Origin of the sequence: Nocardia sp. N2S4-5 (genome assembly GCF_044628355.1) — a bacterium.
GTDB lineage: Bacteria > Actinomycetota > Actinomycetes > Mycobacteriales > Mycobacteriaceae > Nocardia > Nocardia wallacei_B.
The window spans coordinates 6,783,009-6,800,924 of sequence record NZ_JBIUPM010000001.1; the positions used below are offsets into that span (position 1 = coordinate 6,783,009).

Consider the following 17,916-nt stretch of genomic DNA (forward strand, 5'->3'; position numbering starts at 1 on the left):
CGGAAACGGGTGGGGAGCGTCGGCTGCACAGAAAAGCCTTCTTCCATGCCAATTCCCCGAATATCGCTGGTCGCCGTGGCTGTGTGTATTGTGCTTGCGCTCTGCGCCGGAAACAATGCCGCGGCGCACGACCGGCCGCGCGTGGTCGCACCGGAACTCGTCCGGATGTACGCCGACCCGATCCCGTTGCCCCGGCCGCCGCGCGACGCCTACGTCGATCCCGCGCCGGAAGAACTGCTCCCGCGCGAAACCGTCGGATATCAGCAGCGATTCCAGCCGGGCCCGCATCAGTGGGACAACGCGCGGGTCGTCGTTGCGGCGGCCCGCGAGCGCGCGCTGCCCGTCTACGCGGCTGTGATCGCGCTGGCCACCGCGCTGCAGGAATCGCTGTTGGAGAACCTGACCGTGCCCGTCGACTACGACTCGCTGGGACTCTTCCAGCAGCGCCCGTCGACCGGGTGGGGTGCGCCGGAACAGTTGACCGATCCGGCGTACGCCGCCGGCGCCTTCCTCGACGCCCTCACCGCCCGGGTCCCGGACTACCGCGAACTGCCGCTGTGGCAGTCGGCGCAGGCCACCCAGGCCTCGGCGTTCCCGACGGCCTACGCGCAATGGGAGGAACAGGCCGCGGCCATGGTCGGCGACATCCTCGCGGAGTGAGTCGTCGGACCGGAGGCGTTGTGTGGCAACAGGGTTCGCTGTCACGCGGATCCGACTGCCCGGTTCAGCAGCGAGTTCTTTGTCAGCAAACCACTTTCCGCCGCCGTGTGTCCGCTGTAGACAAGCTCCACGGACTGTTGAAGATCAACTTTTACCCAGGTAGAAGTCGGTGTACCGGATAACCCGGCGAGATGCCGCGTAACCGGCGCTCGGGCGGACAACCACTTGTCCGGTAGTTGGCAATCTCTCAGCACCGTGGTTGCCTGTATCTCGTTCGGATCACGGTTCGGTTGCGGTTAGTCGATCGAGGTGGGACGTTGATGCGTGTTGGGCTCGGAGTCAGTATCGGCACGGTCAATACCGTGTGCGCCGTCGAGGGCGGGATCGGCGGCAGGGGCGGAGGTCGCCGGTCGGGCGGGCAGCCGGCCACGTGGCGCACCACGCTCACCTTCGACAGCACCGGCACCGCGCGGGTCGGCCGCATCCCCAAACACGGCCGCGCCATCACCGATTTCGCCGATCTGACCCAGCGCACGGCCCCGTCCGCGCGGGTCGGCCACCGCGCGTTGTCACCCGCCGACCTGGTAGCGACGGTCGCCTCGAGCGTGCTGGTGGATGTGCTCGGCGCCGAGCCGGCGCCCGAAGACGGCATCACCGTCGCCCATCCCGTCGGCTATCCGCCGCAGCGGGTGGAGGAGTTGCGTGCGGCGCTCGACGCTGTCGGCCTTCAGCAAGCCGTGCTGGCCGCCGAACCGGTGGCCGCGGCGGCCTGGCTGGAGGATGCCTGCGGGCCCTTGATGCCGGGCCTGGCGCTGGTCTACGACCTGGGCGGTTCGGGATTGCGAGTCACGCTGGTCCGGGTCGGCGCGGGCAGTCCCGGCAATCCGGTGGTCGGAGAGTCGTTGCGCTCCACCAAGTTCGGCGGCCGCGCGTTCGGTGCTCAGATGGCCCGCTCGGATTGGCGTTCCGCGGAGAACCCGGACGCCGACACGGATACGGTGATCACCGAACGCCGCACTGCGCACGTGCGCAAATCCCTCGAGGTCGTCTATCAGTGCCTGCGCGTCGCCGATGTCACCATGGCCGACGTCGACCGCGTCCTGGTCATCGGCGGCGCCGCCCGTCCGCCCGAGGTGGCCGGGGTGCTCGCGTCCGCCCTGGCCCGCCCCGTGATCGTGGCGCCCGACCCGGAGCGCACGGTCGCCGAGGGCGCGGCGATCCTCGCCCGGCGCGCCGCGGAGGAGGAGTTCGGCCCGGTCCGGGTACGCCGGAGCTGGTGGGGCACGGGCCAGGCCGACGCCGAGCGGGCCGGTGCCGGCCGCCTGCTCGGTCGGCGGCTGAGCCGGGCCGCGATCACCGCGTCCTTGGTGGCCACGGGCGCGCTGTTCGCGGCGACCGCCGTCGCCGGCGACGAGGCCACTGTCGGCGCGGTGACTGCCGATTCGTGCCTGGTGCACCTGTATCGGTGACTTTTCCATGATCAGTACCGTGTGAACCCGCGTCATGCGCGGTACTCGGTGAACGTGATCCGAGACACGGTACTGCACGGTAGGGGTGCGCTTATGCGGCCCTGGCCTGCGCTGTGGCGCGATGCTGGGGGTTCTTCGGTGTACAGATGTGCACTCGAATTCGTTCCGGTGTCATGTCGCTATTGACCATCTCGGGTGTTGGTGTAACTATGGGACACAGTTAGTAAGCGAGATGGAGAGGCTGTGACGACAATGTCTGTTGCCGCGACGCCCGACGTCGACCCCGTGGTCGCCCAGGCTCAGGAGTATGCGCAGAAGCTGATGCTGCTGTCCGAGGGCTCGGTCAACAAGCATTTCGACCCGTTCGAGGACATCGACTGGGACAACCCCGACTTCGCCGCCGACGCCGGCGAGGAGCGCTGGGTACTGCCGGTGTCCGGTGACGCCCTCGGCCGCCATCCCTGGTACCAGGCGCTGCCGCTGGAGCGGAAGATCGCCATCGGCAAGTACCGCCAGGCCAATGTGGCCAAGGTCGGCCTGCAGTTCGAGTCGATCCTGATCAGCGGCATGGTGACGCACAACTTCGGCCTGCCCAACGGCTCGCCGGAGTTCCGCTACTGCTCCCACGAGATGATCGAGGAGCACAACCACACCCTGATGTTCCAGGAGATGGTGAACCGCATCGGCCTGGACGTGCCCGGCATGGGGCCGCTGGTCAGCAAGTTCAAGTACATCGGCGCGCCGGTGGCCGCGAAGTTCCCGAACCTGTTCTTCATGGCCGTGCTCGCCGGTGAGGAGCCGATCGACCACATCCAGAAGGCGATCCTGCGCTCGGGCGAGGAAGTGCACCCGATCATGCGCGGCGTGATGTCCATCCACGTGGCGGAGGAGGCGCGGCACATCTCGTTCGCGCACGAGTTCCTCAAGCAGCACGTGCCGGAGGCCAAGGCGGCCAACAAGTTCGCGCTGTCGCTGCTGATGCCGGTGGTCATGTTCATCCTGGGCCGCTCGATCTACACCCCGCCGCGGTCGTTCTGGCGCGAGTTCGACATCCCGGACTACGTGCGCAAGGAGCTGTTCTACGGCACCGACGATGCCAAGCGGGAGTTCAGCGACTTCTTCGGCGACGTGCGCACGCTGGCCAAGGAGATCGGGCTGATGAACCCGATCGCCAAGCGGGTGTGGAAGCTGCTGCACATCGACGGCCACACCACCCGGTACCGTTCGGAGCCGCTGCGCTCCCGGGCCGGCTGAGCGGCGACCGGCGATGCCCTACGTAGTCACGCAGTCGTGCTGTAGCGACGCTTCCTGCGTATACGCCTGCCCGGTCAACTGCATCCACCCGACGCCGGACGAGCCGGACTTCCTGTCGGCGGAGATGCTCTATGTCGACCCGCAGGCGTGCGTGGACTGCGGCGCGTGCGCCACGGCCTGCCCGGTGGACGCGATCACCTCGTCGAAGAAGCTGACCGAGGAGCAGAAGCCGTTCATCGAGATCAACGCCGATTTCTACCGGCAGGCGCGGGCCCGGCCGGTGCTGGCCAAGCCGATCCCGGCGGCCGCGGTCGAGTCCGGCCGCGGCCCGCTGCGGGTCGCGATCGTCGGCTCCGGCCCGTCGGCGATGTACGCCGCCGACGAATTGCTCACCCAGACCGACGTATCGGTGACGGTGTTCGACCGGCTGCCGGTGCCCTACGGTCTGGCCCGGCACGGCGTGGCGCCCGATCACACCCGCACCCGGCAGGTGAGCCGGTTGTTCGACGTGATCTCCGCCCAGCCGGGTTTCGGTTCGTACCTGAATGTGGCTGTGGGCGAGCATGTCTCGCACGAGGAGTTGCTGCGGCACTTCCATGCGGTGGTGTACGCGGTGGGCGCCTCGGCCGACCGCAAGCTCGAGGTGCCCGGTGAGGGCCTGCCCGGCAACGTGTCTGCCACCGAGTTCGTGGCCTGGTACAACGGACATCCCGATCACGCGGGCCGCGAGTTCGACCTGTCCCAGCGGCGCGCGGTGATCGTCGGCAACGGCAATGTGGCGCTCGATGTCGCCCGCATCCTCACCGTCGATCCCGAGACGCTGTCCGGCACCGACGTGTCTGCGGCCGCGTTGGAGTCGTTGCGGCACAGCAAGATCGAGGAAGTGGTGATCGTGGGTCGGCGTGGTCCGGCCGAATCGGCGTTCACCGTGCCGGAATTCGTGGGACTGCTCGGCTCCGATGTCGATATCGTCGTGGAAGGCGAAGTGCCCGAGGCGGTTCCGGGCATGCCGCAGAAGGTGGAGCAGAAGCTGCGTCTGCTGCGTAGCGTGGCCGATCGGCCGGTGGGCGCCCGCAAGCGCATCGTGTTCCGCTACCTGTCGTCGCCGACGGCGGTGCTCGGCGCCGATCGTGTGGCCGGAATCGAGCTGGAGCGCAACGAACTTCGCACATCCGACGACGGTACGGTGCGCGCGATCGGCACCGGTGTGCTCGAAACCCTCGACGCCGGACTGGTACTGACCTCGGTCGGCTACCGCGGTGTGGCGCTGCCCGGCCTGCCGTTCGACGAGCGGGCCAATGTGATTCCGAACGAGCGGGGCCGGGTCCTGGACGCGGCGGGTGGTGCGGTGTTCCCGTCGACCTACGTGACCGGCTGGATCAAGCGCGGCCCGACCGGCTTCATCGGCACCAACAAGTCCTGCGCGCAGGAGACCATCCGGCAGTTGGTGGACGATTTCAACTCCGGCCGCCTGCCGGAACCGGTGTCCGGAGCGGGCGAGTTCGATCGCTTGGTCGCGGCCCGGCGTCCGGCCGCGATCCGGGGCGGTGCTACGGCCGGTCGGTCGTGGTGGAAGCGTAAGGTGCTCGCCCGCGCCTGATCTCACTGTTGCCGCGCCCGAGCCTCGCATTGTGCGGGGCTCGGGCGCGGTTTGTGTGTGAGCGCGTCGGCTTCGGCACTGTGACGAATGGAGTGCGGTCCCGGGGTGTCGCGGTGACTTCAGCACTGTGACGAATGGGTGGGGCCGGATCGTGACACGGTGGGGCGGGTCGGCAGGGCGCGAATTCGAGCGAACCGGGCGGTTCGTACGTGATGGTGGATCTGCCGGAATAGCTTCGGTGCATGGGGGTGGCAATCTTTCAGCCATTGGGGTTCTGCTGCTCGAATTCGGGCGGCGAGTGATCATTTCAGGTGTATCGCAGCACACCGGTCGGTATGTGCGGTCGATTACTGGAAGGTAGCCAACTTTGTGCCTCATTTGGCCCCTGGGGGCGGATGCGAACTCCATTCTGCGCCTTGGACACTGGTCTATCAGCGATTATGTGCTATAGACCGGTGGGTATGAAACTTTTTCCGGCCGTTCGGTATTCGCATTGGAGGGTCACCAGCTAACCTGTGATCGCTGTTTGGTAAACGACCGCGACCACATGGTTGGATTACGTGAGGCCGTGGTCTCGGTGCGTTGACGGGATGGCAATGACAGTTGGCTTCGGCATGAGCATCGGCACAGTGAACTCCGTCTGGGCGGCTGCCGGTGATCGCGACCAGCCGGCCGTGCGCGTGCGCCGCACGGCCGTCACCTTCGACAGCGCGGGCGACGCGCGAATGGGCACGCTCCCGCGATTCGCCCCGGTGGTGACGGATTTCGCCGATCTCACGCGCTACACGGAGCCGGTCGTCCTGAACGGGCGGATCTGGACACAGGCCGATCTGGTGGCAGCGGTCATCGCCTGTCTCCTCGCTGTCGACGAACCGGCTGCCGGGCCGGTCGCCACCTATCCCGCCGTGTACAGCGACCGCCGACTGTCGCCGCTTCGGCACGCGCTGGAGCGAGCGGGCGCCACCGATGTGACCCTGATGCCGGAGGCGGTCGCGGCGGTGGAATGGCTCGATGCCGAGTACGGCGTGTCCGAGAACGGGCTCACGCTGGTCTACGACCTGGGTGGCAACACCCTCGATGTCGCGGTCGTACGGACTGAGGGGGATCGCGACAAGCGTGGCGTGCTCGGCAAGCCGATGCGTTCGCACGAGTACGGTGGCCGCCCGCTGGGCACCGTACTCGCGCGGTACGCGCGGGCCCTCGCACCGGGAGCGCCGCCGCCGGTCTCGCAGGTGGTGCCGCTGGACGACACCACCCGATTACGCACGTGGACCGTGCGCAATTCGCTTCGGCTGGTTCGCAAGTGCGTGTACGCGGCGGGGCTCACCGTGGGAGACATTGATCGGGTGCTGCTCGTCGGCGGTGCGGCGCGGCCGCCGGAGGTCGCCCGGGTGCTGAGCGAACTCGGCCGGCCGCTGGTGATGTCGCAGGATCCCGCCCACACCGTGGCGATCGGTGCGGCGCTCGCCGCCGCCCGGATGGCCGACCCTGGAGTACATCTGGGCCGGTACGCCCGCGGCGCGGCCGTAATCTCCAGTGCCGCGGTCGCTTCGGCGGTGGCGATGTCGGCAGCCTCGATGCTCGGCAGCGGGCCGCTCGGAACCGACGGCCCTGCATTGGAATTCGCACCCGCGCTGGCTGGCCCCGCCCGTAACCAGTTCGGCGACATTCGCGCGTTCGAGGGTGCCGGTGTCACTTGGTCGGCCGGTGCGGACGGCTACGGTTCCGCGCTGCCGGGCGGTTTCGGGTCCGGCCTGCAGAGCGGTTTCGGTTCCGCGTTGTCGGCGGGTGCGGACGGGCTGCTCTCGACGACCGCCGCCCTGCGCCTGAAAGGCGCAGCAGCACAGTCGATGTCTACCGCTTCGTCCACGGCCACCACCGGTTCCGCCCACAGCCGCGGCCCGGGCACCCATTGCGGTCCGGCCGATCGACCGATGGCAACCACCTACGCCAACCCGGCACGGTTCACCAACCCTCTGCCGTTCGCCGCTCCCACAATCGGCCCGGTCAGCAGCACCATCCCCTCGATCAGCCTGCCCACCAAGCCAACTGCCCCGTCACCCAAGCCCACCCACCTCCCCGGAAGCTCCCAGTCCAACCCGTCAGCCAGCTCTCCCGGAACCAACTCCGGCACACCGGTTTCCGACAACCTCGGCAATTCCACGACCAACGGAGCCGGACTGCCGAACAGTCCCACAGGCATCACCGGGGGCGCGGTTCCGGGCGGTGCAGGAACCAACATCCCCGGCCAAGGCAGTCCCACCAACCCCGCCCCACCTGGCAACGGCACAGGCCAAGGCGCCCCGGGCGGCAGTGCTGGCACGGAACAAGGTGGTGTCGGCGCAGGCGCCGGGTCGGGTGGTGTCGGTGGCACAGGCCCAGGTGGTGTCGGTTCCGATGTCGGATCAGGTGGTATTGGCGGTACGGGCGCGGATGGTGTCGGTTCCGGTGCAGGGTCAGTTGGTGTCGGCGGTACGAACCCAGGCGGTGTCGGGTCAGGTGGCGTGGGCCCGAGTGGTGTCGGTGGTGATGCCGGCTCCGGCGGAACTGGGGATGGCTCCGCGGCGGGTGGTGCTGATGGCGGCGCGGGGCAAGGCGGTGTCGGAGCTGGTACTGGCCAGGGCGGCGGTACGGGAGCCGGCTCGGGCGGCGGTACCGATGGGGCGCAGGGCGACTCGTCCCAGCGTAGCGGTGCCGCCTCCGGAGGCGTGGCCTCCGGAGGCGGCACGCAAGGAAGCGGAACCTCCTCCGGCGGTGGAACTTCGAGTGGGAACTCCTCATCCGGCGGAGGTCCGTCGAACCCCGGAACCGCGAGCGGCGGTTCGACGTCCACCGGCCACTCATCCACCGGCGGCGTCCCCGGCAGAACCTCCAACGGCTCGAAAAGCAATCCCAAGCCTGACGGCCCCACCTCACGAGGCTCCTCCGGCGGTTCCCACAGCAGCAGCGGAGGCGGCGGCTCCCGCCGCTGACGCCCACCGCCGCTGACGCCCACCGCCGCTGACGCCCACCGCCGCTGACGCCCACCGCCGCTGACGCCCACCGCCGCTGACGCCCACCGCCGCTGACGCCCACCGCCGCTGACGCCCACCGCCGCTGACGCCCACCGCCGCTGACGCCCACCGCCGCTGACGCCCACCGCCGCTGACGCCCACCGCCGCTGACGCCCACCGCCGCTGACGCCCACCGCCGCTGACGCCCACCGCCGCTGACGCCCACCGCCGCTGACGCCCACCGCCGCTGACGCCCACCGCCGCTGACGCCCACCGCCGCTGACGCCCACCGCCGCTGACGCCCACCGCCGCTGACGCCCACCGCCGCTGACGCCCACCGCCGCTGACGCCCACCGCCGCTGACGCCCACCGCCGCTGACGCCCACCGCCGCTGACGCCCACCGCCGCTGACGCCCACCGCCGCTGACGCCCACCGCCGCTGACGCCCGCCTGGCTTGCGTCCGCGATCGAGACACTCCCGCACACCCCTCGGTCTACTTCCGTCACAGATCCAATCTCGTAGCTCGCGAGGCAATATTCTCGATGCGGAGAGCCAGAACTGATGTGGGTCAGCGCTATTGCGCTGTGAAGCCGCCGTCTATCGCTACTGCGGCGCCGGTGACGAAGGTGGATTCGTCGCTGAGGAGGTAGGCGCAGAGGGAGGCGATTTCGTCGGGGTGGGCGATTCGGCCGACGGGGTGCATGGAGGCTACTGCGGCCGCGCCCTCTTCTGTGGCGCCCATCGAGGAGCGGAAGGCGGGGGTGTCCACCGCGCCGGAGACCAGGGCGTTGACTCGCACGCCCTGCTGGGCGGTCTCCAGCGCCACGGCCCGGGTCAGCCCGATCACGCCGTGCTTGGCCGCGACGTAGGGTGCTACCGAACCCATGCCGACCACGCCCAGATTGGACGCGTTGTTCAGGATCGCGCCGCCACCGGAGCCGAGGATCGCCGGAACCTGGTGTCGCAGGCCGTAATACACGCCGGTGAGGTTCAATTCGAGGTCGGCGCGCCAGCCCGCCTCATCAATGTCCTGAATCGGGCCGAATGCGTGCACCGCGCCCGCGTTGTTGAATGCCGCGTCCAGCCTGCCGAATTCGTCGAGCGCGGTCTGTGTCAGCCGCGCCACCTCGTCGGCCACGGTGACGTCGGTCGGCACGAACACCGCGCGCCCACCGGCCGCCCGGATCTCCTCGGCCACCCGGTCGCCGGACTCCTTGCCGCGCGCCCCGAGCACCACCGCGGCGCCCTCGGCCGCCACCCGGCGCGCCACTGCGGCTCCGACGCCGGAGCTGGCACCCGTCACCAGCACGACCTTGGACTCGAATCGTTCGCTCATCGTCTCCACTCCTGTTGCGGTACTTCTTCTTTCGCTGACAGAGCCCAGTCAACCAACGCGACCGAGTCGGAGCTGGCGGAAACCGGACATTGAGTTGATACGTCATCTATTGTCAGCGGCGACGGCGCGCGGACACTGGAAGTGTGGACACGAGAATCATCGGGACCGTGATGCCGGTCCTCGAGGTCACCCTGGATCCGGGCGATCGGGTGGTCGCCGAGGCGGGACAGCTGTCCTGGATGAGCGAGTCGGTGCGGCTGCGCACCTCGTCGCGCGTGATGCCCGGGGGCGTATTCGGCGCCGTGAAACGCTCGTTCGCCGGTGCGGGCTGGTTCATGACGGAGTACTCCGCGGATGGGCAGCCGGGGACGGTGGCATTCGCGGCGAAGCTACCCGGCAGAATCGTGCCGGTGCCGGTGCAGCCGGGCGTGGAGTATCTGGTGCATCGACACGGATTCCTCTGTGCCGCCGGCGATGTGCGTGTGGCGCTCAGCTTTCAGCGTCGCCTGGGCGCCGGGATCTTCGGCGGCGCGGGCTTCACCTTGCAGCGCGTCGGCGGTGCGGGGCAGGCGTGGGTGGAACTGTCGGGGGAGATCGTCCAGTACGACCTGGCACCCGGCCAAACGCTGCGGGTACATCCCGGGCATATCGGAATGTTCGACGCCACGGTCGATTTCGACATCACGCTCCTGCGCGGCATCCGCAACATCCTGTTCGGTGGCGACGGCCTGTTCCTCGCGGCGCTGACCGGTCCCGGCCGGGTGTGGTTGCAGTCGCTGACGATGAGCAACCTCGCTCACGCGATCACGCCGTACCTGCCGCTCCAGGAGCGTAACGACCGGCAGTGATCCCGTCGGGACGCGCATATGCACTTGCATCATCGGTGACAATGAAGCACGTGGAGACAGAGATTCCGCAGCTGATAGCCCTCGACGTCGACGGCACGCTGCTGAGCACCGGAGGATCGATTACCGCCCGCGTCCGGAACGCGGTGCGCGCCGCGGTCGCGGCGGGCGCGCATGTTGTGATCACTACGGGCCGCACCTTGCTGGCCACCCGCTTGGTGCTGGAGGAGTTAGGGTTGGCGGAGGGCCGGGCACTGTGCTCGAACGGTGCTGTGCACGTTGATATTTCGAACTGGAACCCGGTATCCGTGCATACCTTCGACCCGGAGCCCTCGGTAGCGGTGCTACGCAAGCTGTTCCCCGACATGGTGCTGTCGGTGGAGAAGGTCGGGGTGGGCACGTGGGCCACCGGGTACTACCCCGGGAGTTTCCGGCTGGGCGAATTCCGCTTCGTCGAGGATCGGGACCTGAGCCTGGAGCCCACCACCCGCCTGAACGGCTGGTGGCCGGGCGGTTCGCTCGCGGACATGGTGAAGGTGATGGCCGAGCAGAGCCTGCCGGGCGCGGGCTGGGTGCACGGCGAAAACGAGCCCTGGCTGGTGGCCTCCAAACAAGGCGTGTCCAAAGGTTGGGCGCTGGAGCGGCTGCGACAGGAACTCGGCGTCCCGCTCGCGGCCACCCTCGCCATCGGAGATGGCTACAACGACCGCGAAATGCTCTCCTGGGCAGGCCATTCCGTGGCCATGGGCAACTCCGTCGAGCCGATCCTCGCCCTGGCCGACGAAGTAACCGCCGATGTCCAGGACGACGGCGTCGCCGTCGTCCTGGAGCGCTGGTTTCGCAACTGAACAACGATGGAAGGGGCCGGGTCAGGCCGACAGGTCGAGTGGTGGCGTGGCGGCGTTGAGGTACCGGTCGAGGGCGACCTCGGTGAGGAGGGGATGGGGGCCGATGGTCTCCGCGTGGGCGAGGCCGGGAGCCGCGGCGATCAGCCGATCGGTGAGAAGGCCGGGGGCAAGGAACCAGGGCGCCACCAGGACTCGGCCGCAACCTTGCGCGTGCAGGTCCGAAATCGCCTCGGGCAGAGCAGGTTTCGTTGTTGCGAAGCAGACCGAGGTGCGCCACGCCGTGCCGGTGGCGAGCAGGCCGCCGAGTCGCTCGGTGCGCCGATTGGCCTCCGGCGACGAAGAACCCACGGCGGCGATCGCGACGCCGACGCGTCCGTCCGCAGGATCGGCGCCCGCATCCACGACGCGCTCGCGTAAGGCGGTGACCAGGCGGTGATCCGCACCGAGCACGTCGGCCTGGGTCAGCCGCAGACGCGGGTGACGAGTTCGCGCGGCCGCCAGCAAACCGGGCAGATCGACGCGAGCATGGAACGCGCTGCCCAGCAACAGCGGAACCACCACTGCCTCGGCATATCCCTGTGCGGCAACAGCATCCACCACCTGCTGCACCGGCGGCGTGCTCAGGTCCAGAAACGCCAGCCGAACATCGACATCCGGCCGCCGCGCCGCAAGGTCGGCGACCAGTGCGAACATCGTTGCGGCCGAACGCGGATCACGACTGCCATGCGCCACCGCAATCAACGCAGGCTTACCCGGCCGACGAGCCGGACTCGCCGCGCCGTAGCGCACCAAGGTGCACGAGCCACCCCGCGCGACTCCGGCCGCGTCGGCGCGGAGAGAACTTCCCGCCTCAGCGGCCTGGTCGGCCCGCGCCTGGGGACCGAGCTGCCGTGAGGCCGAATCCTCCCGGCCCACTGCGGGGTTCACCCTCAGACCTCGGTCTCCGTGCCGACCTCGACCGCGGACAGCACGTCGCCGACCAGCCCTGCGGCGAGGGTGTTTCCGCCCGCCGGATCGATGAGCAGGAAGCTGCCGGTGTGCCGGTTGACGCGGTAGTCGTCGGCCACGACGGGGTCGGCGACGCGCACCGAGATGCGGCCGATGTCGTTGAGCGACAGGGCCTCCGGGTCGGGATCTGCGGCGAGCTTCTGTTCGTCGAAGCGCTCCAGCAGCGCGCCGACGATCGCCTGGGTGGTGCGGGTGCCGTGCTTGAGCAGCAGGCGCGCGCCCGGACGCAGCGGCTTGTCGCCCAGCCAGCAGACCGTCGCGTCGAACGCGTCGATCGGCTCGGGCGCGTCGATGGCGGAGGCGATCGTGTCGCCGCGGGACACATCGACGTCGTCGGTGAGCACCAGCGTGACACTGTGGCCGGGGTGCGCGGTCGCGAGTTCGCCGTCGGGGGTGTCGATGCGCTCCACGGTGCTGCGGATGCCCGACGGCAGCACCACCACCTCGTCGCCCTTCGACACCACACCCGCCGCCACCTGACCGGCGTACCCGCGATAGTCCGGGTATTCGACGGTGCGCGGGCGAATCACGTACTGCACCGGGAAGCGCAGTCCCACTTGGTGTTTGCCGGAGTTGTCCGCGTCGACCGGTACCGACTCCAGATGCTCGATGAGCGACGGGCCGTCGTAGAACGGAGTGCTCTCCGAGCGGGAGGCCACATTGTCCCCGTGCAGCGCCGACACCGGGATCTCCACCACGTCCTCCGGCGCCCAGCCGAGTTTCGTGGTGAGCTGGTTGAATTCGGTCGCGATCCGGTCGAAGACGCCGGCGGCGTCGTCCACCAGGTCGATCTTGTTCACCGCGAGCACGAGCTTCGGCACGCCCAGCAGCGCCATCACCGCGGCGTGCCGGCGGGTCTGCTCGATCACGCCCTTGCGGGCATCGACCAGCAGGATCACCAGCTGCGCGGTCGACGCGCCGGACACCGTGTTGCGGGTGTACTGCACATGCCCGGGGGTGTCGGCCAGCACGAAAGTCCGCTGGGGAGTGGCGAAGTAGCGGTACGCCACGTCGATCGTGATGCCCTGCTCACGCTCGGCGCGCAACCCGTCGACGAGCAGCGACAGGTCCGGCGTGGCCAGGCCCTTGTCGACCGATGCGCGGGTCACTGCGTCGATCTGGTCTGCCAGAACGGATTTGGTGTCGTAGAGCAGGCGTCCGACCAGTGTGGACTTGCCGTCGTCGACACTGCCGGCGGTGGCCAGTCGTAACAGGTCGGACATCAGAAATAACCCTCTCGCTTGCGGTCTTCCATCGCGGCCTCCGACACCCGGTCGTCACCCCGGGTGGCGCCGCGCTCGGTGAGCCTCGACGCGGCGACCTCGGCGAGGATGTCCTCGTTGGTCGCGGCGGTCGAAAGTATTGCGCCCGTGGTGGATCCGTCGCCGACGGTGCGGTAGCGCACCGACTTCACCACCAGCTCCTCGCCCTCGGCCGGGCCGCCCCACGAGCCGGGCGTCATCCACATGCCGTCGCGCTGGTAGACCGGGCGCTCGTGGGCGTAGTAGATGGTCGCCAGCTCGATGTCCTCGCGGGCGATGTAGCGCCAGATGTCGAGTTCGGTCCAGTTGCTCAGCGGGAACACCCGCACGTGCTCGCCCGGCGCGTGCCGGCCGTTGTACAGATTCCACAGCTCGGGCCGCTGCCGCTTGGGATCCCAGCGGCCGAACGCGTCGCGCAGCGAGAAGATCCGCTCCTTGGCGCGGGAGCGCTCCTCGTCGCGGCGGCCGCCACCGAACACCGCGTCGAACCGGTTCTCGGCGATGGCGTCCAGCAGCGGAACGGTCTGCAGCGGATTGCGGATGCCGTCGGCCCGCTCGGCCAGCCGCCCGTCGGCGAGGTACTGCTCGACCGAGGCGACATGCAGCCGCAGCCCGTACTTCTCGACGACGTGGTCGCGGAACGCCAGCACCTCCGGCAGGTTGTGCCCGGTGTCCACGTGCAGCAGCGCGAAGGGCAGCGGCGCGGGCCAGAAGGCCTTGAGCGCCAAGTGCAGCAGCACGGTGGAGTCCTTGCCGCCGGAGAACAGGATCACCGGTCGCTCGAACTCGCCCGCGACCTCGCGGAAGATGTGGATGGACTCGCTCTCGAGTGCGGCCAGGGTGTCGAATCGTGTGTCGGTGGCAGTAGTCATGACGCGTGCAACCCGCATTCGGTCTTGGCGAGGCCGGCCCAGCGGCCGCTTCGCGGATCGGATCCCGGTTCCGGCTTCCGCGTGCACGGAGCGCAACCGATGGATGGATACCCTTCCTCCACAAGGGGATTGACGAGAATCCCGTGCTCGTCGATATACCGGGCCATGTCGTCATCGGACCAGGCGGCGATCGGGTTGATCTTCACCAGGCCGAAGCCCTCGTCGAAGGAGATCAGGGGTGCGTTGGCGCGGGTGGGCGCCTCCACGCGGCGAATGCCGGTCACCCAGGCGTTGTAGCCCGACAGCGACTTCTGCAGCGGCACCACTTTGCGCAGGCGGCAGCACTCGGCCGCGTCACGCGCGAACAGATCCTTGCCGAGCAGCCGATCCTGTTCGGCCACAGTGTGTTCCGGCTGCACGTTCACGATGTTCACGCCGTACACCGTCTCCACCGCGTCGCGCGTCCCGATCGTCTCGGCGAAGTGATAGCCGGTGTCCAGGAAGAGCACCGAGACACCGCTGCGGATCTGCGCGGCCAGCTGCACCAGCACCGCGTCCTGCATGTTCGAGGCGACGATGTAGCCGGGCCCGAAGGTCTCGTCGGTCCATTGCAGCAGTTCGGTCGCCGAGGCGTCCGGACCCAGCTGCGCCGCACCGTCTTCCGCGATCTTGCGCAGTTCGTGCTCGGAGAGCTTCTCCAAAGTGGTTGCCATAGTTGAAATCTCCCGTTACCGAAGGTCGGCGTCGTCGGCGCGGACAGCCCACTGCGCGAACCGCTCACCGTCGTTGCGGTTCTTGACGAAATTGCGCACCACACGCTCGATATAGTCGCCGAGTTCCAGGCTGGTCACCTTGTGCTGGCGCAGCTTGCGACCGAAGGCGCTGTCGAACCCGAGGCTGCCACCCAGATGAACCTGGAAGCCCTCCACCTGATTCCCGTCGCCGTCGTCGACCAGCTGGCCCTTGAATCCGATGTCGGCGATCTGGGAGCGGCCGCACGAATTGGGGCAGCCGTTGATATTGATCGTGATCGGCACGTCCAGCTGGGCGTTGATGTCGGCGAGCCGCTGCTCGAGTTCGGGCGCGAGCACCTGCGAGCGCTTGCGGGTCTCCACGAACGACAGCTTGCAGAACTCGATGCCGCTGCACGCCAGCAGGTTTCGCCGCCACATCGACGGACGGGCGTGCAGGCCGAGCGGTTCCAGCTCGTCGATCAGCTGGTCGATCTTGTCGTCGGGGACATCGAGCACAATCAGCTTCTGGTACGGGGTGAAGCGGATGCGGTCGGCGCCGATGCGCTCCACCGCGTCGGCGACCTGGGTGAGGATGCTGCCCGTCACGCGGCCGGCGATGGGGGAGAACCCGACCGCGTTGAGCCCGTTGCGCAACTTCTGCACGCCGACGTGGTCGATCGGGCGGGTGGGCTGCTCGGGGGCGGGGCCGTCGATCAGCTTCCGCTTCAGGTACTCGTCCTCGAGCACCTGGCGGAACTTCTCGATGCCCCAGTCCTTGATCAGGAACTTCAGCCGGGCCTTGGTGCGCAGGCGGCGGTAACCGTAATCGCGGAACAGCGCGACGACGGCCTCCCACACCTCGGGCACCTCGTCCAGCGGCACCCACGCGCCGACCCGCTGCGCCAGCATCGGATTGGTCGACAGCCCGCCGCCGACCCACAGGTCCAGGCCGGGGCCGTGCTCGGGATGCTCCACGCCGATGAACGCGACGTCGTTGATCTCGTGCACCACGTCCTGCTGGCCCGAGATCGCGGTCTTGAACTTGCGGGGGAGGTTCGAGTACTCCTTCTTGCCGATGTAGCGACGCACGATCTCCTCGATCGCGGGCGAAGCGTCGATCACCTCGTTCAGCGACTCACCGGCCAGCGGCGAGCCCAGCACCACGCGGGGGCAGTCGCCGCACGCCTCGGTGGTCTGCAGCCCGACCGCGTCGAGACGCCGCCAGATCTCGGGCACGTTCTCGATCTCGATCCAGTGGTACTGCAGATTCTCGCGATCGGACAGGTCGGCGGTGTCGCGGGCGAATTCGGTGGAGATGCCGCCGAGGGTGCGCACCTGCTCGACGTTCAGCGCGCCGCCGTCGCAGCGCACCCGCATCATGAAGTACTTCGCCTCGAGCAGGTCGATGTTCTCGTCGCCGGTCCAGGTGCCGTCGTAGCCCTGCTCGCGCTGGGTGTAGAGGCCCCACCAGCGGAAGCGGCCGCGCAGGTCGCCCTTGTCGATGGAGTCGAAACCGCCCTTGGCGTAGATGTTCTCGATGCGAGCGCGGACGTTGAGCGGGTTGTCGTCCTTCTTGCTCTGCTCGTTCGGGTTGAGTGGTTCGCGGTAGCCGAGCGCCCACTGTCCTTCGGACTTGCGGCGGACGGGCTTGCCGGTGCGCTCGCGCGGACCGGCCGCCGGGCGCGGGCGGGCGCGTCGCTCGCGTGCCGCGGCGGCACGCTCGCGCGCGATCTCCTGCTCACGCTCGGAGCGGGTGGATTCGGGGGTGGGACCGGCGTCGGTACTCGACGTCATAGGGTCGCTCCTGCGGGGTGGATCAGGCCTTGCGGCAGGCGGAGGGGCTGGCTCACGCCTTCGGTATTCGGGCGGCCGGGTAATCGGGCGTCGAGAGGGGACGCCGAGTCGGGAACAGGCCGCTCTACCGGAGGCAATCCGGCAGACAGCAGGCACTGCAGACACGCTTGTAGTCGACGTGGCGACGCGCCACCAGTCGTACTCCAAGCCCAGTCATGGACCCTATTGTGCCATGTCAGCAGGGTCGTTCCGACCGCCCACCCATATTTTCCGGAATTTCGAGGGAAATTCCCTGGACGATTGATCGAATTTGTGAGATCGGTCATAGATCGACGGCAGAACCTCCGTCCGGAATGATCTTGGGGCTTCCCGCCGCCGTCTGGACCACCGAAGGAAGACGGCCGTTGGCTACTGACGGCCTGCCGGACCATCGGGGTGACGGATCCGGCCTGAGCGGTCACGATCTGTCCCGACGCGGCAAGTCTTGCCGCCAGCCGCCGATTCGTGTCCGCGTAGGCCGGACTCACACCGGCCACACCGCCGACCGCGCGCACCCTTTGCGCGCCTATGACCTCGCCGGTACGGTCTATTCGAGCTCGACGGGGGCGGTCCGGCCTCGAGCGGGACGGTACCGGCATGAGAGGACGACATGGCGAGCTGGGGGAAAGTAGCGCGGGGCGGGGTCGTGGTGTTGGGCCTGGTGGCTGTCCTGACCGGATGCAATTCCGGGGGCGGGGAGTCGGTAAGTGGTTCGAACAGTACTTCGGCGACACCGACGGTCGCGGCGGACGTGCCGGCGGGGTTCGATGCTTGCACGGGCCTGCCGCAGGCGCTGCTGCAAGCCGAGCAGCTCAAGAACAAGGGAGTCGACAACCACGACGGGGGCGGCGGCACCAAGTGGCGCGGATGTATCTGGATCCAATCCGACGGGTACGGCGCGACGATCGACTCGACCAACATCACACTGCCGGCGGTCCGTGCCAACCGGGAATTCACCGTTTCCGAGGAGATGACCATCGGTGGACGGCCCGCCCTCACCTCCTTTGTCGGGCAGCAGGACCCGCATACGGCGTGCACGATCAACGTCGAAATCAAGGGCGGGAGTGTCGAGATCGCGATCGACAACCCGTCCTCGCGGAGGAAGTCGGGCTCGCAGCATGCCTGCGATATAGCGAAACGCCTCGCTGACGGGATTGCTCCAGCGATCCCGAGCAGTCTTTAGAACGGAGCCGGACTGTCG

Annotated in this window: 15 protein-coding genes; 8 read left to right on the forward strand and 7 right to left on the reverse strand. The window is 68.5% G+C overall.

The window, feature by feature from the left end; all coding sequences use genetic code 11:
• Positions 1-45: 45 nt before the first annotated feature.
• The 5 genes from ACFMRZ_RS31390 (at position 46) to ACFMRZ_RS31410 (ending at position 7,955) form a co-directional block, all read left to right on the forward strand.
• Positions 46-660, forward strand: coding sequence for a hypothetical protein (locus tag ACFMRZ_RS31390; RefSeq protein ID WP_280368311.1), 615 nt, complete (start codon positions 46-48; stop codon positions 658-660).
• A 320-nt stretch (positions 661-980) separates the two neighbouring features.
• Positions 981-2,129, forward strand: a complete 1,149-nt coding sequence (locus ACFMRZ_RS31395; RefSeq protein WP_400181853.1) for an Hsp70 family protein — start codon at positions 981-983, stop codon at positions 2,127-2,129.
• A gap of 252 nt (positions 2,130-2,381) precedes the next feature.
• The gene (locus tag ACFMRZ_RS31400) at positions 2,382-3,383 is read left to right on the forward strand and encodes a diiron oxygenase (protein WP_280275876.1); all 1,002 of its coding nucleotides are present in this window, start codon (positions 2,382-2,384) and stop codon (positions 3,381-3,383) included.
• Positions 3,384-3,396: 13 nt separating this feature from the next.
• Positions 3,397-4,983 (forward strand): FAD-dependent oxidoreductase, encoded by a 1,587-nt coding sequence (locus ACFMRZ_RS31405; RefSeq protein WP_400181854.1) that lies wholly within the window; start codon positions 3,397-3,399, stop codon positions 4,981-4,983.
• Between the two features lie 614 nt (positions 4,984-5,597).
• On the forward strand, positions 5,598-7,955 hold the full coding sequence (locus ACFMRZ_RS31410) for an Hsp70 family protein (RefSeq protein WP_400181855.1): 2,358 nt from the start codon (positions 5,598-5,600) through the stop codon (positions 7,953-7,955).
• Positions 7,956-8,551: 596 nt separating this feature from the next.
• Here the strand turns inward: ACFMRZ_RS31410 and ACFMRZ_RS31415 are convergent.
• Complete coding sequence (locus tag ACFMRZ_RS31415) at positions 8,552-9,313, reverse strand: SDR family NAD(P)-dependent oxidoreductase (RefSeq protein WP_400181857.1); 762 nt, start codon at positions 9,311-9,313, stop codon at positions 8,552-8,554.
• 143 nt (positions 9,314-9,456) lie between these two features.
• On the opposite strand from ACFMRZ_RS31415, the gene ACFMRZ_RS31420 reads away from it, so the two are divergent.
• On the forward strand, positions 9,457-10,161 hold the full coding sequence (locus tag ACFMRZ_RS31420) for a TIGR00266 family protein (protein ID WP_400181858.1): 705 nt from the start codon (positions 9,457-9,459) through the stop codon (positions 10,159-10,161).
• Between the two features lie 50 nt (positions 10,162-10,211).
• On the forward strand, positions 10,212-11,006 hold the full coding sequence (locus ACFMRZ_RS31425) for an HAD family hydrolase (RefSeq protein ID WP_400181859.1): 795 nt from the start codon (positions 10,212-10,214) through the stop codon (positions 11,004-11,006).
• 21 nt (positions 11,007-11,027) lie between these two features.
• Here ACFMRZ_RS31425 and ACFMRZ_RS31430 read toward each other — a convergent pair whose 3' ends face one another.
• The 6 genes from ACFMRZ_RS31430 to ACFMRZ_RS31455 all read right to left on the reverse strand — a co-directional run bounded on the left by ACFMRZ_RS31430 (position 11,028) and on the right by ACFMRZ_RS31455 (position 16,893).
• Positions 11,028-11,795, reverse strand: coding sequence for a sirohydrochlorin chelatase (locus ACFMRZ_RS31430; RefSeq protein WP_400183019.1), 768 nt, complete (start codon positions 11,793-11,795; stop codon positions 11,028-11,030).
• Positions 11,796-11,935: 140 nt separating this feature from the next.
• The gene (locus ACFMRZ_RS31435) at positions 11,936-13,237 is read right to left on the reverse strand and encodes a sulfate adenylyltransferase subunit 1 (protein ID WP_400181860.1); all 1,302 of its coding nucleotides are present in this window, start codon (positions 13,235-13,237) and stop codon (positions 11,936-11,938) included.
• Complete coding sequence (gene cysD / locus ACFMRZ_RS31440; protein WP_400181861.1) at positions 13,237-14,166, reverse strand: sulfate adenylyltransferase subunit CysD; 930 nt, start codon at positions 14,164-14,166, stop codon at positions 13,237-13,239. The genes ACFMRZ_RS31435 and cysD overlap by 1 nt, the downstream gene beginning before the upstream one ends.
• On the reverse strand, positions 14,145-14,861 hold the full coding sequence (locus ACFMRZ_RS31445; protein ID WP_400181863.1) for a phosphoadenylyl-sulfate reductase: 717 nt from the start codon (positions 14,859-14,861) through the stop codon (positions 14,145-14,147). Before ACFMRZ_RS31445 ends, cysD begins: the two co-directional genes overlap by 22 nt.
• Before the next feature lie 15 nt (positions 14,862-14,876).
• Positions 14,877-16,676, reverse strand: a complete 1,800-nt coding sequence (locus ACFMRZ_RS31450) for a nitrite/sulfite reductase (protein WP_400181864.1) — start codon at positions 16,674-16,676, stop codon at positions 14,877-14,879.
• A gap of 124 nt (positions 16,677-16,800) precedes the next feature.
• Entirely contained in the window at positions 16,801-16,893 is a 93-nt protein-coding gene (locus tag ACFMRZ_RS31455; protein WP_400181865.1) for an Ms4527A family Cys-rich leader peptide, read from the reverse strand.
• Between the two features lie 483 nt (positions 16,894-17,376).
• Between ACFMRZ_RS31455 and ACFMRZ_RS31460 the strand changes: the two genes are divergently transcribed.
• On the forward strand, positions 17,377-17,898 hold the full coding sequence (locus ACFMRZ_RS31460) for a DUF3558 domain-containing protein (protein WP_400181866.1): 522 nt from the start codon (positions 17,377-17,379) through the stop codon (positions 17,896-17,898).
• Positions 17,899-17,916 lie beyond the last annotated feature (18 nt).